This window comes from Dyella koreensis, assembly GCF_044904565.1.
GTDB lineage: Bacteria > Pseudomonadota > Gammaproteobacteria > Xanthomonadales > Rhodanobacteraceae > Dyella_D > Dyella_D koreensis.
The window spans coordinates 393,970-409,375 of the sequence record NZ_JADIKD010000009.1 but is presented as its reverse complement, the minus strand read 5'-3'; the positions used below and the strand labels follow the sequence as shown (position 1 = coordinate 409,375).

The window sequence follows — 15,406 nt, the reverse complement described above, 5'->3', positions numbered from 1 at the left end:
ATGAACGCCAAAAACAACGAAAAGCTGCTTCCCGACCATGTCGAAGACGTACTTGAGGCAGCGGCCCGGACACTGGAAAAGCGACCTTCGGCCAGCCACGCCATGATCGCGCGCATGCACGATCACGCCGGCATGCTGGCGCCGCTGCAGCTCGAACAGAAGCGGCTGATCCATCGCGATGAATCGGTACGCCGTCAGTCTGATGCTTTCCGCGAAATCCGCACACGCCTGCTTGGCATGGGCGGCCAGCAGAATTTCGTGACGCTGGTGGTGTCGGTGAGTCCGCGCTCGGGCAGCAGCTTCGTCGCGCGCAACCTGGCCGCCGCCTTCGCGTTCGACGAAGCCAAAACCAGCCTGCTGATCGACTGCAACCTGCGCTACCCGGACCAGCATCGCGCGCTGGGCGTGGATCCGGTCACCGGCGGGTTGATCGATTTGCTGGAGCATCCGGCGCTCGGTATCGAACGCATTCTGTATCCCACCGGCATTCCGCGCATGCGCCTGATTCCGGCCGGCCGTGCGCACGAGAACATCGGCGAGTACTACTCCTCGTACCGCATGAGTGCCGTGCTCGACGCACTGCGTTGCCGCTATCCGGACCGCTACCTGTTTCTCGATGGCCCGGCGATCAAGGGTTCGCCGGATGCGCGCATCCTTTCCGATCTGGCCGACTTCGTGGTGGTGGTCGCTGGCTACGGTCGCGACACGCCGGCGGCGATCAGCCAGGCGGTGACGAACTTCGATCCGGCGAAGCTGGCCGGCGTCGTCTTCAACCAGGTCCCATAGCCATGAGCGCGTACCGGGAAAGGAACAAGCCGGCGCACTCGACACTCGCCCGAGCGATCGCGCTGGCACTGCTGGTCACCACCGGTGCTGCTTCGGCCGCGCAGTTCGACTACGCGCTGTACGCCGGCATCGAGCACAGCGACAACATCACGCTGAGCACGAACAACCCGGTGAGCCAGAACGTATTTATTCCGGGCGTCAACTTTACTTATTCGCAGCTCGGTTCGACGGTGCAGGCCAAAGTCGCGGGCAGCCTGGAATACCGCGACTACCTGGGCAACACGTTCGACAACCAGACACAGGGCCAGCTCGCCGCGCAGGCCAATTGGACGGTGATGCCGCAGCGGCTGGACTTGTCCGTCGAAGACTATGCCGGCATCCAGCCCGTTGACTCGCTGGCCAGCAACGCGCCGAACAATCAGCAGCAGACCAACGTGCTGTCGGTGGGCCCGATCCTGCATTTTCGCATGGGCGACGCCATGCGCGGGCAGGCCGAGGTGCGCTACGTGAACAGCTATGCGTCGAAGGTAAAGGACTTCAATTCCTCCCGTGGCGTGGGCGCATTCCGGCTATTCCGCGATCTCAGTCCGACCGCGCAGATATCGGCCAACCTTGAGTACCAGCACGTCGACTTCAATCAGAGCCTGAGCGGACCCAACTACGACCGTATTGAAGGCTATGCGCGCTACACCAGCAAGCTCGCGCACTTCACTACCGATGTCTCGCTGGGTTACTCGCGGCTCAAATTCAAGCAGGGTGCGGGCAGCGATTCCGCGCCGCTGGTGCGGCTGGCCCTGGGTTGGCAGCCGAACCTGCACAATGAAGTGATCCTGTCGGGCTCCTATCAATATGCCGACGCGGCGCAGGACATCGCGCAACAGCCGTACCAGCCGTTCCTCGACCAGAACCAGCCGGTGGCGGCAACCCTGCAGGGTGTGAGCGTGGGTAATGTGGTGGTGAGTTCCCAGGTGTACCTGGAGCGCCGCCTGGATCTGTCGTACGCCTATCGCGGTGAGCGTTTCTCGGCGGGCGTGACACCCGGCTATCGCCGCCTCGGTTACATCAACAACCGCACCTTGAACCAGGCGGGCCGCAGCCTTGGCTTCAACGCCGAATACCGGTTGCGTCCGACACTGACTTTGTCCGGTTTCGCTTATGGCGAGAAGCTGGACTACAGCACGCTCAACCGTACCGACAAAACCTATCGCTACGGTCTCGACCTGGCGCATCAGTGGACGCCGCACTGGAGCTGGCATGCCTCAGTAACGTACCAGCGTCGCAACAGCGACGCGGTGAACCAGAGCTACCACGAGACCGCGTTCTTCCTCGGTGTGGTGTACCGGCGATGAGCGCGCGCATGGATAGCGAGTATCCCTTCTTCTTCGGGCCGGGCAGCGAATTGTTCGGGCTGTATCACCCGGCGTCCGGCCGCGCGAACAAGGCGGCGCTGCTGTGCCCGCCGTGGGGACAGGACCATATCCGTTGTCACCGCCTGTATCGGCAGCTCGCCAACGCGCTGGCCGCCGAAGGCTGCGCGGTGCTGCGTTTCGATTACTACGGCACCGGCGATTCCGCCGGCACCAGCGCGGAAGTGGACTGGGACCGTTGCATCGCCGACACCTGCGCCGCCGCCGATGAGTTGCGCGCGCGTAGCGGCGCCCAACATGTCGTCGCTTTCGGTGCGCGGCTTGGCGGCAGCATCGCGCTGGCCGCGACAACGCGTGCGCGGCTCGCCGACGTGGTGGTGTGGGATCCCGTGGTGGACGGCTGCGCCTATATCAAGCAACTCGATGCGATGCAGGCCGCCTTGCGCCAGGACCCGCACCGCTTTGTAGAGCCGCGCGCGGTGGACGAAACAGCGGCGCAATGGCTCGGCTTCGCGATCAGCCCGCGCTTGCGCCATCAGTTGGCTGATCTGCGGCCCGATACCGCGGGCTCCCCGTCGCTGGTGCTCGACTCGCTGCCGCCGACCCCTGCGCATCGCTGGAAAGGTCTGGTCGCCGCGCATGCCAAGGTGAAGGAGTTGCATCCATTCACGCCGTGGGACGACCTGCGCCGGCTCGAACAGGCGATCCTCTCGCACCCCTTGATCCAGGCCGTCACCCACCACTGGCAGGGAGGCCGCTGATGCAGGAGCAAGCCTTCCGTTTTGGACGTGCACGGCATCTGATCGGCGTCGCCGGCCTGCCGCCGGCGCCGCAGGGCGCGGTAGGTGCCAGCACCATAGGCGTGATCGTGCTCAATGCCGGGCTGGTGCATCGCGTCGGTCCGTTCCGCCTGCATGTAGAGCTGACCCGGCGCCTCAACGCCAGCGGTTATCCCACCCTGCGTTTCGATTTCTCCACTGTGGGTGACAGCGGCGCGAGCGGTGAATCGCAATCGCGCGAGCAACAGATCATTGCCGATGCAAACGACGCGATGACCTTGCTGCGCCGGCAGGCGGGCTGCACGCGCTTTGTATTGATCGGCCTGTGTTCCGGCGCGCAGAACGCGCACACCGTGGCCTGCGTCGATGACAAGGTGGCCGGCGCAGTCTTTCTCGACGGCTATGCGTATCGCACGTTCGGCTATCGCCTTCGCCATTACCTGCCCAGGCTTATCGATCTGGCGCGCTGGCGCCGCCTGTTGAGCCTGCATCGCCGGTCCGCGGAAAAAGTCCGCGGAGAACCTGTCTTCAGCACCGTGCCTTCGCCACAGACCGTGGTGCGCGCCGATCTGGCCGGCATGGTCGAGCGCGGCATGCATCTGTGCCTGATCTACAGCGGCGGCATCAACATGTTCTTCAACCATGCGCGCCAGTTCCGCGAATGCTTCGGTGAGGTCATGGTGCATCCGCGGGTCAGCACCCGCTTCGTGCGCGAAACCGATCACACCTATGTACTGGTCGACGATCGCAAGCGATTGATCGACCAGATCGACGGTTGGCTACTCAGCAACTTTCCCCTTGCACAAGCCGCCGCCGCGCCCGTAATGCGCGCCGAGCTGGAGACGTTGCCATGAATGCTGTACTCGTTACCGGAGGCGCGGGCTATATCGGTAGTCACGTGGTCCAGCAACTCGCCGAGCGCGGCGAGCATGTGGTGGTGATCGACAATCTCTCCACCGGCTTCCGCGAATCCGTGAAGGGTGCCGAACTGATAGTAGGCAATGTGGGCGACCCCGCGCTGGTCTCACGCGTGCTGGCCAAGCATCGTGTCGGCGCCGTGCTGCACTTCGCGGCGCACACGGTAGTACCGGAATCGGTGCGCGATCCGCTCAAGTACTACGGCAACAATACCTGCAGCACGGAGAATCTGCTGGCCTGTTGCGCGGATGCGGGCGTGGACAAGTTCATTTTCTCCTCCACCGCCGCGGTCTATGGCATGACCGACAACGGCGTGGCCGACGAGGAGACGCCGACGCACCCGATCAACCCCTACGGCACCTCCAAACTGATGTCGGAAACCATGCTGCGCGACTACTGCGCCACCGGCGCGATGCGGCATGTGATCCTGCGCTACTTCAACGTCGCCGGCTGCGACCCGGAGGGGCGCATCGGCCATTCCACGCCGCACGCCACGCTGCTGATCAAGGTGGCCTGCGAGCATGCGGTGGGCAAACACCCAAGTCTGTCGATCTACGGCACCGATTACGACACGCCCGATGGCACCGGCATCCGCGACTACATCCATGTGGAAGACCTGGCCGCCGCCCACCTGCGCGCGCTGGATCATCTACGCGACGATGGCGAATCGCTCACCCTCAACTGCGGCTACGGCCACGGTTACAGCGTGCGCCAGGTGATCGACTCAGTGACGCGCGTCAGCGGCCGACACCTCAATGTGATCGAGCAGCCGCGCCGCGCGGGCGATACGCCGATGCTGATCGCGCGCTGCGGTCGCCTGCAGCATCTGCTCGGCTGGCAGCCGCGCTACGACGATCTCGACTTCATCGTGCGCACCGCTTTTCTGTGGGAGCAGAAACTGGCGCAACGCGCCGAGCATGTCTGAGCACATGAAGGTCCGGCAGACATTGCGACTGCTCTGCCACGCCGCCGTCTGGCTCGTCGTTTGCTCCGCATGCCCCGCTCAGGCTTTCAGGCATCACGCCGCGCGCACTGGTGCGAGCGCGGCGGACCGCGAGAAGACCTTGTCGCCAGAGCTGCTGCCCGACCAGCGCATTGTGGTGCACCGTAATGCCGGCCACGGCAACAACGTTGTCGTTTCTGTCGGTATTCCGCTGCCACCAGGCGCGTTGCGCGACGCGCGTCAGTTGCGCGTGCTCGACGAACACGACGAGGAAGTACCGGCCGCCGTGCAGACCCTGCTGCGCTGGCACTTCAAGGACGGCAGCCTGCGCGCGGTGCGTGTGCAGTTCCGCACGGCGCTGAGCGGCGATACGCAGACCTATTACTTTGCATTGGGCAAGCCGCGCCAGCGCGATCTGCCCGGCTGGCCTTACGCGGAAGGCTTGGTCGACGGCGAGCAAGGCCTGCGCGTACCGGCCGCGCTGGCGACATTGAGCCCCGCGTGGCTATGCGCCTCGCTAATTGCCGGGCCGCAGCAGCCGGCCGTGCCCGGCGAACCCTACGCCGAATACGTCGCCGCTCAATTCCAGTGGGCGCGCAAGTTGCCGGTGGATGACGCCTCGGCCTGGCTGTTCGATCGTCCGTCCACACTGTTCAAGGCTTATGTGCGCACCGGCCGTGTCGATTACTTGCAGGCGGCCGACCTGAGCTATCGCTTCTATATGAAGTACATCCGCCGCGATGGTTTCCCGATCAGCCCGTCGTGCGCCGGTGGCTGGCTGCTTGGTGACAAGCCTTGCGACGTGAAATACGTCTACGTGGAACCGATCCTGCTCGCCGTAGCGCTTACCGGCAACGATGGCGATCACGACAAGGCCACCGTGCTCAACATGATGACCTTGTGGGGCAATGGCGGCTGGAACACACGGCCCGGTCCCTACACCAAGCCCTCGCAATACTTCACCGAACGCCTTGCCGGGCTGGGTCTGCTGGAAACCGTGAGCGCCTACGAACTCACTGGCAATCCGGATGATCTGGCGCGCATCAAGGAGCGCATCGGGTGGCTGGACGAGCACCAGCGCAACAACCCCGACCAGCTCGGCAACGACGGCTCCTGGCGCAACAGCTGGAATCTGCACGAGAACGACTCGTGGAATCCCGAGACCGACGTACGCGGTAGCTCACCATGGATGAGCGAAAACATCGTCGATGGCTTGTGGCATGCGTGGCTGGTTACCGGCGACGCACGCATCCCGCCGATGCTCACCGCGTTCGGGCGCTACCTGGAACGCTACGGCTGGATCGATGCCAATTTGTTGGTGTCCCCGCACGACTGGCGCAACTCCTGTTCGGGGCCTGACGGGCAGATCGCCTGGTACTGGTCGTCGGCGCATGCAGGCACCAAGGCATTGAGCGCGATCCAGGAATCCGAGGGCTGGTACAGCGACGCGCATAACGTGGAGCTGACCCTGCCGGTGGCCGCTGCCTGGTACTTCGAGCGTGATCCACAGCAGAGCGCAGCCTTGAAGCGACGCCTGGAGAAACTCACCAACTCCTATAACGTCGCCTGCGCTACAGCGAGCGACACGCTGCGCCGCTTCAACTGGAACAACCGCGGCAGTGGCGTGGTGCAGTGGCTGATTCGCCAGCCGGCCGGCAGCGGCCTGCTGCACGGCCCACCGCAACTGGCCGCGCGGAGCATGCCATGAACCGCCGCCTCGCCGTGTTGCGCAGTGTCACTATCGTCTCGGTATCGAGTTACATCGAGTACGCGCTCGGCCTCGTCGTCAGCATCTGGATCGCACGCGCGCTGGGGCCGGCGGACTTCGGGCGCTATGCCTTCACGGTGTGGCTGTGCAGTTGGTTGATCACCTGCAGCAACCACGCGCTGACGACATCGTCCACCAAGTTCATCGCCGAAGCCGATGGTGCCGGCACGCCGACAGTGTCCTCGCATATCGCGCAGCATCTCAATCGTGTGCAGCACCTCAGCTCGCTCTTCGTTGTTGTGTTGTTCCTGCTGGGCGTGGCGATCCTGCGGCCCGACGAATGGCGCGACTACCTGCTGCCGGTGACGGCATTGGTACTTGTCGCCACGGTGGCCAAAGCCAACTACGGCATGCTGGTGGCGATCGAGAAAGGGCAGGAGCATTTCGAGCCGGAAGCCATCGCCACGGTGCTGGCGGGTGCCATCGGCATCCTTCTGGTGATCGGCGCGACGTTGCTGCACGCCGGGCTACTCGCCTTCGTCGCGATCTTTGCGGTGTCGCAGTTGCTGCTCAATCTGCTCAACCGCCTGGCTTATCGCCGCTACTGCCAGCCGTTCACCGCCGGTGTGATTCCCATCGATATTCGTGCTCGTCTGAACCGCCATCTGCGCTTCACCGCTGTGCTGGTCCTGCTCGGCGCGTTCAAGGCCGGTACCTTCGAAGTATTTCTGCTCAATACGTTCGCCACATCCACCGCGGTCGGCTTCTTCGCCATCGCCGTCACCCTCACGCGTGGCGCGGTGCAGTTGTTCTCGGTGGGGCTTACCAGCACCTTGCTGCCGTACATGGCGAAATCCTTCGGCGAGCATGGACAGGAGCGCACCGCGCATTTCCTTGGTGAAGCAACGCGCTTCTACTGGGCCGTCGGCCTGATGATCGCCGGGCTCGGTCTGGTCACCACACCGCAGATCGTCGCGCTGCTCTACGGCAACCGCTATACCGCCGCGATTCCCGCCATCGAAGCCTTCCTTGTGCTGGCCGGCCTGCTGCTGATCGTCAACGGCATCGTCGCCTTCCAGACGGTGGTGGACCGCCAGGACGACCGCGTGCGCATCAGCGTCACCGCCCTGATCGCCAACGCCACGCTCGGGTTGCTGCTGGTGCCGACGCTGGGTCTGCCCGGCGCCGTGCTCGCTTATGCCGGCACACGCCTGACCGAACTCGCGCTGGCCGTGTTCTACCTGCGACGCGCGACGCGCCAAGGTCTGCCGATTGCGCCGATGGCGCGCTTGTTCGGCGTAGCCGCTATAGCCACGGCGCTGGCGTGGCTGGTCACTGCATGGCTGCCAAGCCACTACGGCTTTATCGCCGGCAGCGCCCTGTTTGTCGCCGTGTTCCTGCCCGCTAGTGTGTGGGTGCGCTACTGGAGCGGCGACGACTATCGCCTGATGGGCAGCATCGCTAACCGCCTCGGCCCACCTGGCCGCGTGCTGATGCGTGGCCTGAATCTGTTGCATCCCCCGAGCGCGCGGAGCCTGTCATGACCCTGCCGCGACCCGCTTGCGTGGTTCTCGACACCGCCGATGCCGTGCGCCATTTGCGCGACGAACTTGCGCGTGTGGCCGAACGGCCCGGCGCAGCTTCAAGCATCGTGCAGCATCCCGACTGGCTGTTGTTCGAACTGGAAAGCCGTAACGGCGCTGCAACGCCGTACGTCGTCGTTGCCAGCGGCGACAACGGCAAGCCCATCGGCTATGCGCCGTTCGTGGTCGAACACCATCACGCGCGCATCGCCGTCGGTGACCGGCGCGTGCCGATCTACCAGGGCCGCGCGCTGCGCCTGCTCGGCGCCGGCGTGGTGGCGTCACTCCATGACAGGCCTGCAGCCGAAGCCGCCATCGCCGAAGCACTCAAGCGCGACCGCAGCATCCATGTCCTGCGCATCCGCGAAACCGAATTGCCCAACACGCTTGCTCATGCCGTATCGACGGGACCGGCGCACTTCACCACCGTGCAGGCGAACCTGCTCGACCAGATCAACTGGACCATCGAGCCACAGGAATCGCTGTCGGCCTATTTAGCGGGCCTCGGCTCCAAACGCCGCAACGACCTCACTCGTCGCCTGCGCAATGTCTACAAGAAACTCGGCGAGCAAGCCCAGCTGCGCATCGTCGATACACCGGAGCAAGTCGACGACTACTGTGCACTGATGAACCAGGTCTACGCACGTAGCTGGCATGCGGACGCCGTAGCGATCGACTGGGCACTGCCCGCACGCCGCGCCCTGTTTCGCCAGCTCGCCAGCGAACGCCGCCTGATCGGCCACCTGCTGATGCTCGGCGAGCAACCCATCGCCTATGTCCACGGCTACCGCCTCGGCGGCCGCTACCTGCTCGACGACACCGGCTACGACGAAGCCTTCGCCGCGCACGGCGTGGGCTCGGCCTTGGTATTCCAGGCCATACAGGATCTGCTGGAGCGTTACCCCGGCGAAGTCATCGACTTCGGCTACGGCGACAACCAGTACAAGCGCGTGCTGGCGAACCGGCACGTGCCGTGCGGGGCTTTATATATGGTGCGCGGGGCAGAGGCGCGGTTGCGGTTTGGGATGATTGCGCCGTTGCGGTGGGTGTATCGCGGGATGCGGCGGGCGATGCGTCGGGAATAGTTTGCTGAGAGACGGAGCGTGGGAGCAGCTCCCTTTGCGATAGCCACTTCGTCGTGGCTGTGTTCCTTTCGCCTTCTAGTATTTCCTGACCTCTGTACGCATTCGCTGACAGGGATTGTCAGCGACAGCTGAACTTCACCTTCATCCCCCAACTTTCCGATTTTTCATCGTACCTCCGTGTGTGTGCATATTCCCATTCTTTCCCAATGGCGCTTCTTCATGTAGCGGCATCACTGGCTGCGCCGCATCGACAAGACATCGCTCGATGATTGGCGGTGGTGCACCGCAAGCCGTACGGGCGGGGTGGCTCCCCGCCCGTACGCGTCGATCAGTGCAGCTCTTCCAGCGAGGGATCGCGAAGAATCTTGAAGACCTGCGCTGGCGGTGTATTGGACTTCATCAGCTTCAGTCTCAGGTTCTTTGCCTGCTGGCAGGCATTGGGGCTGTCGAGGAACACGCCGCCCTGTTCACACTTCCACTCGTAGAAGTTGGCGATGCCGCCGGCGAGCTGCAGGCTGTAGTCCGTACTCTGCGCTCCCGGGCTGAACGGCACGCCGGCCTCCTCGTTCTGGAACCAGCGCATCCATTCCTTCGAGCCTACGGGTGGCACTTTGTCCGGTGCCTGGAAGGTGGGATTCATCGGTGCCAATTGCGGGCTTTCCGCGGTCATGTGGCAGCTCATGCAGGCGCTGATGGGGTTATCCACCGGGCCGTCGAGGCGTCCGTTCCAGCCAAGATGGGTGGGCGGCAACTCTTTGGTGTTGGCGTTGATGGCCGTCTGTTTGAGGTTGGGGTTGATCTTGGTGACGGTGGGTTGCTTGTTGGTATAGCTGTCACCGGTGTCTTCCGGATCGTTGCCCCATTGCACGCCGACCGGCACCAGATTGTCCCAGCCCGATTTGCCGGTTACCGCGCCGTTGTACTGGAAGGTGCCGAAAACCCAGCCGGTGCCAGGAACACGCGAGTCACGCACCGCGAAATCCATCTGGATCAGCGCGACGTTCTTGATCGTGCGGTTGGCGGAGGCGAAGGTGTCGGTGATGTACGCCTGCCACAACACCGGATTCACCAGGAACGGCACCTGCTTGAGATCGACGTCAGCAAACAACGGTTTGCAGACCACCGTGCCGTCATGAAAGCTGTTGGGCTTGGACGTGAACGAGGGATCGGGGTCCTGCGGATTCTTCCAGACCTCACCGAAGGTAAAGCCGCCCACGTCGTTGTAGATGCCGACGGCATACGTCTGGCCAGTGCTGGTCTGCGTCGGCGCCAACTGTTTGACCTGAATCTGCGCTTCCTTGGTAAGGCCGTGAATGCCTTCGCGGCCTAATGGCCCGTAGTGTTGCCACGGCGCGTGATACCAATGGCGAACGGTGTTCTTCTGTACTACCCAATCATTATCGACGTTGCCTTCCAGGCAGTATTTCCTGGCTGCCTCGGTGTAGGGACGCCATTTCTCGAAGTCGTTGCTGAGCGGACTTGGCAACAGCTTGAAGAAGGCCGGCAATGGCGCCTTGGGCAGTTGCTTCGGATAGTCCTGACTAAGCCGGAATAGCGTGCCCTTGTAGCTGGACGGCGGCGCGTAGCCGAAATCCGGAAACGTGCCCGCATTGGCCGCGCCAGTACACAGCATGAGCACCGCGACGGCACCCACGGTCTTCCCTCGTAAGAAACGCATGATCAACCCCCTGTTGAGTACGTTGATTCCCTCACGCTGGCGCGATACCAGCGTGTAACGTGCCGACTGCAGATGCCCCCCTGGGCCAACCGCGCGCTAATCAACCGGCGACATAAGTCGCCAGGATGCATGGCTGATTGACTTGGCTTGCCCCCTTGGTTGCCACTGACGCGGCCGCGGTAAGGTCTCGCGGAGGTCGTGCATGGAATGTGACGGGAGGGTGCAAGCAGAGCTTCACGGCATTTCCGCGAGTTTTTGCGGGTCTTGCCCGCTCCCGAATCGAAGCAAGCCCTGCCTGCGTGTACCGGTTCCACCCTGTCTGTCAGGTCTTGGTGACGTCCGGCAACAACTGTCTGACGGCGTCGTGCACCGATTTCCTGAGGCTCATCGTCCCTCCCAGATTGCTCCACAGGCGAAGCTCCTGGAGGCTCGGATGACCGGCCAGGCAACGGAACGCGTCGACGTCGAGTTGCGGCATGCCCGCGATGGTGAGCTGCCGCAAAGCGGGCGCCGCCGCCAAGGCGGATAGCTCGGTAAGACCCTTCATGGTCTCGAGGGTGACTTCTTCGAGACGCGTCAGTGCGTCGAGGCTCGGCAGGCAGGTGATGTTACGCATCGCATCGAGATCGAGCGTCTTGAGGGAGGTGAGCTTCGCCAGAATGGAGAGCTCGTCGAGCTTGTTGACCCGCAGCACGCTGAGCGCCTCCAGCTTGGGCAGCTCCACGAGATGAGCGAGATCCCGCGTGCCTCCGAACGAGAGGCTGAAGCGGGTGAGCTCGCGTAGCGAGCCCAGCAGGGAGAGATCAGGCAGCGTGATGCGCTTCAGCCCCAGCGAACCCAGCCGCGAGAGGCGACTGACGCTGGCGATGTCTTTGGTGTGGCCTTCCAGGAAAAGCGTCTCAAGCGCAGGCATGTCCTGCAGGAACTTCAACGAGAACCGCTTTTGGGTGCAGCCGAAACTGAGGAGTTCAAGGCTGTTGTGCAGATACGAGAATCCACGGATGTCCTCAATGTTCCACAGATGCACACTCAAGCGCCGCACGAAGGGGAAATGCTTGAGGAACTCCAAGTCCGGGCGAGACGAGGAGTGACAATGCAACGTGACGTAAGGACGCCCATGGAGCAGGCCGGCTACTTTTTCCAGCTCGGCGGGCACCATCGATGGCTTAATTGCGACCCGCGTGCATTCAGGGCCAAGGGGTTCAAATGAATCCCTGCCGTGACCGAAGGAGCGATTGCGTTCGGGTCTTTCAGCTGCCCTGCGGGTGTCGTCCATCAGCGCACCGTCTTGCGGACCATCAGAAGGGTTACGTAGGCCTGTGCTGGGAAAGACGCCACGCGTACCGATCGATACTACAGAATCCCACGTGACAGAAAGTAGCGGCGCGCCTACGACCGCGGCATGGCAGGCAATTTGCCTGCCATATGCTGAGAGATCGGCACTGTCCCATGGCCAGGGATCGAAAGACAGCGCCGAACGGGGCGGTCAGGCCGTCCGTTCGGCGGACGCGGGCGCCATGCGCGATTACTTGAGCCGTGTCAGATAAGCCTTGAACGCGGTTACCCAGGTTTGGCCGCCGTCGCGGGAGTAGAAAATCTCAAAGCGATGGGAATCGGGCTTGATATCCGACCAGACGCCGCGCACCAGAACCGAGCGCCCCTTGTACGTGGTCGTGCCGAACAGCTCGCCGCGACCGTCCTTGAAGCTGCCGATGGTCGGGGCCTCGATCTCGCCCGAGTCGCTGTCGATATAGGTTTGGCTCCATTGCCCGGCCTTGGCGTTATAGACGAAAAGCGTCGCGCCTTCCCAATGCCCATTCGGGCCATCGGCCTCGATTTCCTCGAGCCAGGCCCGGCCGTTCCATATCGGCCGCGCTGTCTTCGTACCATCCATGGTCACCGTATGAGCCCCGCCATCGAACGGGTCCTGTACTTGCGTGGCATGCGTATGCCAGGTCCCTCGAGCGAAGTCGAAATCATGCGAGCCATCCCGGGACGGCTGGGCGCTCGCATTCAACGACACGCATGCAAGAGCACCGGTAATCATGACTCCACGTAACAGCTGCTTCCACATCATTGCGCTCTCCGTATCTCCAGACCCATGGCCAGACTTTAGAGAAAACCTGCTGCGCCAGAGGGGGCAGTCGGAGCAAATTCAGGTGGTCCACTTCGCCGGGCGCGAAACCCGGCCATCTATGACGACACGACCGCAAGCCGCGTCGAAGTGGCGCGCATGTTTTCCCGGAAAGTGGCCTCTATAACCCGGCGTGCAATGGAAATAATGCGGCCCATGATCGATTCACTCACGGCAATACCGCCTGGTTCATTCAACACTTAGGTGCTCCCTATGATTAAGCATGCAAGGACATGGACAATCTCAGTGTTATCCGCGGCGATCTTCTTCGCGGCAGGGCCGATAAAGGCGGCGGAGCGCGATGGCCAGCACGACTTCGACTTCCATTTCGGCACCTGGAAAACCCACGTATCGCGGCTTGTGCATCCACTGACGGGCTCGACAACCTGGACCGAATACGACGGCATGTCGGTGGTTCGCAAAGTCTGGGACGGTCGTGCCAGTCTTTTTGAACTCGAGATAGAGGGGCCGGCCGGGCATATCGAAGGCGTCGGGCTTCGCCTGTACAACCCGCAGTCACGTCAGTGGAATTTGAACTGGACCAATAGCAGCGTCGGCATGCTGGATGGGGCAATGGTCGGTGAGTTCAAGGACGGGCGCGGAGACTTTTATAGCCAGGAGACTTTCAATGGACGACGTATCATGGTGCGAAACGGCTTCTCCGACATCAAGCCAGACTCATCCCGCTTCGAGCAAGCGTTCTCCGCCGACGGAGGCAAAACCTGGGAGACGAACTGGATCATGACGTTCAAGCGCTAGAGCGCGCGCCGTAACGCCTTCAGACCCTGCTCGATATCCTTGAGGTCGACGGCGCCGTAGCCGAAAACCAGGCCTTCTGATGTCGGCGCACCCAAGAAATAGCGCTCGAAGGAATGCAAATGCACGTTTGACTCCAACAACCGTGCGGTGACGCGTTCGAGGTGTCTAGTCAGGGTCGAGAACGCCGCCACATGCATGCCGTAGTGCGACGGTATCGGCGCCAGCTCGCCTGAGAAGTCCGATCGAAGTATCTCATTGATGAGATTTCGTCGCTCCCTATAGATGTCACGGAGCTTCCGCACGTGCCGCGCCAGGTACCCGTCCGCGATGTAACGGGCGACCGCCATTTGCGTCAACGTCGGACAATGCCAATCGAGACAGTTCTTCGCCGTCGTCAGTGTCGGCATGGCCCATTGGGGTGCCACCACGAATCCCAGCCGCAGTGCGGGGAGCATGCACTTGGAGAAGGTGCCGACGTAGAACACGCTATCCGCGGTCGCGGTGGATCGCAGCGCCTGCAGTGGCGTGCCGTCGTAGCGGAACTCGCCGTCGTAATCGTCCTCGACGATGACGGCGCCATGTTTGCGGGCAAAGCTGAGTAGCGCTGTCCGGCGCTGCGCGGACATGGATACGCCAAGCGGGAACTGGTGTGAAGGACATACGCAGATGATCTGCACCGAGGTTGGCAGGGCGTCGACCACCAACCCTTCTGCGTCCACCGGAACAGGCACGACCTTGGCCCCGGCAGCGAGAAAGGCAGCGCGCATCGGCGGGTAGCCCGGATCTTCGATGGCGACCGTCGTCACGCCAGGGGTGACCAATACACGAGCGAGAATGTCGAAAGCCTGCTGCGCACCTGCGGTCACCAGCACGTCCTCGGGCTCGCACACAACGGCGCGTGAGATGCCGATGTGCGTCGCGATAGCGGCCCTCAACGGGTAATGCCCTTGATTGCCTTGCGGACTCTTGAAGGCGGGAGGTTTCAATTCCATCCGCCGGAGTTGCTTGGCACTGATCCGGCGAAAGATGTCGAACGGAAACAATCGTGGATCGACCAGCGCCGGTCGAAAATCCAGGAATGCAGCCGCCCCTGGCGCACTCGTCCGCCGATTGTCGTGCCAGAAATTCAGTGTCTGGGCGAGATCCGGCCGACACCACAACGCATTAAGACGTGGGTCGGGGGTTTGCTGTGCCGGAAAGCGCTCGCGCCGCGGGCGGCTTTGCTTCGGCGCCACATACGTTCCCGACCCTTGCCGGGAAAGCACGAATCCTTCGATCGCCAACTTCGCATAAACCCGGGCGACCGTATTTCTCGATACACCGAAAAAGACCGCCGACTGCCGCTCCCCTGGAAGTTTGGACCCAGAAACCAACCGGCCATCAAGGATCGCGGCGCGCAACTGTGCGTAGACGGATTCCGCGGATCGGCGGCTCCCTTTGGGCGGAGGGGCAAAAGCAATTTCGAAGAGACTACTCACACCCTCCCCATCACTTGCCACAAGCTTTTCCTCCGAAGTGGCTCAATAGCGCGAGGCCGTGAAGAAGCTACCTGCAGTTTCATGCCATGGATCGTACGCGAGCATGACATGCACTCGTGAATTTCCAAGGGCATCTTAACCACCCTCGCTCCTGGCTGCTCAGCGGCCAGGGGTGGGATACCTCATCC

At 62.7% G+C, this 15,406-nt stretch carries 13 protein-coding genes; 9 read left to right on the top strand and 4 right to left on the bottom strand.

The window, feature by feature from the left end:
- From ISS97_RS09225 to ISS97_RS09190, 8 genes are read left to right on the top strand one after another with little or no spacing between them, the layout of a single operon-like run.
- A complete protein-coding gene (locus ISS97_RS09225; RefSeq protein ID WP_379985111.1) occupies positions 1-786 on the top strand; it encodes a P-loop NTPase family protein in 786 nt (261 codons plus the stop codon).
- Between the two features lie 2 nt (positions 787-788).
- On the top strand, positions 789-2,135 hold the full coding sequence (locus ISS97_RS09220) for an outer membrane beta-barrel protein (RefSeq protein WP_379985112.1): 1,347 nt from the start codon (positions 789-791) through the stop codon (positions 2,133-2,135).
- On the top strand, positions 2,132-2,914 hold the full coding sequence (locus ISS97_RS09215; protein WP_379985113.1) for an alpha/beta fold hydrolase: 783 nt from the start codon (positions 2,132-2,134) through the stop codon (positions 2,912-2,914). The genes ISS97_RS09220 and ISS97_RS09215 overlap by 4 nt, the downstream gene beginning before the upstream one ends.
- On the top strand, positions 2,914-3,786 hold the full coding sequence (locus ISS97_RS09210) for an alpha/beta fold hydrolase (protein ID WP_379985114.1): 873 nt from the start codon (positions 2,914-2,916) through the stop codon (positions 3,784-3,786). Before ISS97_RS09215 ends, ISS97_RS09210 begins: the two co-directional genes overlap by 1 nt.
- Entirely contained in the window at positions 3,783-4,775 is a 993-nt protein-coding gene (gene galE / locus ISS97_RS09205) for a UDP-glucose 4-epimerase GalE (protein ID WP_379985115.1), read from the top strand. Before ISS97_RS09210 ends, galE begins: the two co-directional genes overlap by 4 nt.
- A complete protein-coding gene (locus ISS97_RS09200; protein WP_379985116.1) occupies positions 4,768-6,501 on the top strand; it encodes a hypothetical protein in 1,734 nt (577 codons plus the stop codon). The genes galE and ISS97_RS09200 overlap by 8 nt, the downstream gene beginning before the upstream one ends.
- Positions 6,498-8,045 carry an oligosaccharide flippase family protein gene (locus ISS97_RS09195; RefSeq protein ID WP_379985117.1) on the top strand — a complete coding sequence of 516 codons (1,548 nt, stop codon included), beginning with the start codon at positions 6,498-6,500 and terminating at the stop codon, positions 8,043-8,045. The genes ISS97_RS09200 and ISS97_RS09195 overlap by 4 nt, the downstream gene beginning before the upstream one ends.
- Positions 8,042-9,169 carry a GNAT family N-acetyltransferase gene (locus ISS97_RS09190; protein WP_379985118.1) on the top strand — a complete coding sequence of 376 codons (1,128 nt, stop codon included), beginning with the start codon at positions 8,042-8,044 and terminating at the stop codon, positions 9,167-9,169. The genes ISS97_RS09195 and ISS97_RS09190 overlap by 4 nt, the downstream gene beginning before the upstream one ends.
- A gap of 328 nt (positions 9,170-9,497) precedes the next feature.
- On the opposite strand, the gene ISS97_RS09185 is transcribed toward ISS97_RS09190, so the two are convergent.
- From ISS97_RS09185 to ISS97_RS09175, 3 genes are all read right to left on the bottom strand, one after another.
- Positions 9,498-10,847 carry a hypothetical protein gene (locus ISS97_RS09185; RefSeq protein ID WP_379985120.1) on the bottom strand — a complete coding sequence of 450 codons (1,350 nt, stop codon included), beginning with the start codon at positions 10,845-10,847 and terminating at the stop codon, positions 9,498-9,500.
- A 322-nt stretch (positions 10,848-11,169) separates the two neighbouring features.
- Positions 11,170-12,123: a leucine-rich repeat domain-containing protein gene (locus ISS97_RS09180; protein WP_379985121.1), complete on the bottom strand. Its 954-nt coding sequence runs from the start codon at positions 12,121-12,123 to the stop codon at positions 11,170-11,172.
- A gap of 249 nt (positions 12,124-12,372) precedes the next feature.
- The gene (locus tag ISS97_RS09175; protein ID WP_379985122.1) at positions 12,373-12,921 is read right to left on the bottom strand and encodes a hypothetical protein; all 549 of its coding nucleotides are present in this window, start codon (positions 12,919-12,921) and stop codon (positions 12,373-12,375) included.
- Between the two features lie 273 nt (positions 12,922-13,194).
- Between ISS97_RS09175 and ISS97_RS09170 the strand changes: the two genes are divergently transcribed.
- On the top strand, positions 13,195-13,740 hold the full coding sequence (locus ISS97_RS09170) for a hypothetical protein (RefSeq protein WP_379985123.1): 546 nt from the start codon (positions 13,195-13,197) through the stop codon (positions 13,738-13,740).
- Here the strand turns inward: ISS97_RS09170 and pdxR are convergent.
- The gene (pdxR, locus tag ISS97_RS09165) at positions 13,737-15,218 is read right to left on the bottom strand and encodes a MocR-like pyridoxine biosynthesis transcription factor PdxR (RefSeq protein ID WP_379985124.1); all 1,482 of its coding nucleotides are present in this window, start codon (positions 15,216-15,218) and stop codon (positions 13,737-13,739) included. The genes ISS97_RS09170 and pdxR overlap by 4 nt on opposite strands.
- Positions 15,219-15,406: the final 188 nt, after the last annotated feature.

Coding starts and splice junctions, on each gene's coding strand:
- ISS97_RS09210 (WP_379985114.1), top strand. CDS start 2,914: ATGCAGGAGCAAGCCTTCCGTTTTGGACGTGCACGGCATCTGATCGGC.
- ISS97_RS09175 (WP_379985122.1), bottom strand. CDS start 12,921: ATGTGGAAGCAGCTGTTACGTGGAGTCATGATTACCGGTGCTCTTGCA.
- ISS97_RS09170 (WP_379985123.1), top strand. CDS start 13,195: ATGATTAAGCATGCAAGGACATGGACAATCTCAGTGTTATCCGCGGCG.
- ISS97_RS09195 (WP_379985117.1), top strand. CDS start 6,498: ATGAACCGCCGCCTCGCCGTGTTGCGCAGTGTCACTATCGTCTCGGTA.
- ISS97_RS09220 (WP_379985112.1), top strand. CDS start 789: ATGAGCGCGTACCGGGAAAGGAACAAGCCGGCGCACTCGACACTCGCC.
- ISS97_RS09185 (WP_379985120.1), bottom strand. CDS start 10,847: ATGCGTTTCTTACGAGGGAAGACCGTGGGTGCCGTCGCGGTGCTCATG.
- ISS97_RS09215 (WP_379985113.1), top strand. CDS start 2,132: ATGAGCGCGCGCATGGATAGCGAGTATCCCTTCTTCTTCGGGCCGGGC.
- ISS97_RS09200 (WP_379985116.1), top strand. CDS start 4,768: ATGTCTGAGCACATGAAGGTCCGGCAGACATTGCGACTGCTCTGCCAC.
- ISS97_RS09180 (WP_379985121.1), bottom strand. CDS start 12,123: ATGGACGACACCCGCAGGGCAGCTGAAAGACCCGAACGCAATCGCTCC.
- ISS97_RS09190 (WP_379985118.1), top strand. CDS start 8,042: ATGACCCTGCCGCGACCCGCTTGCGTGGTTCTCGACACCGCCGATGCC.
- galE (WP_379985115.1), top strand. CDS start 3,783: ATGAATGCTGTACTCGTTACCGGAGGCGCGGGCTATATCGGTAGTCAC.
- ISS97_RS09225 (WP_379985111.1), top strand. CDS start 1: ATGAACGCCAAAAACAACGAAAAGCTGCTTCCCGACCATGTCGAAGAC.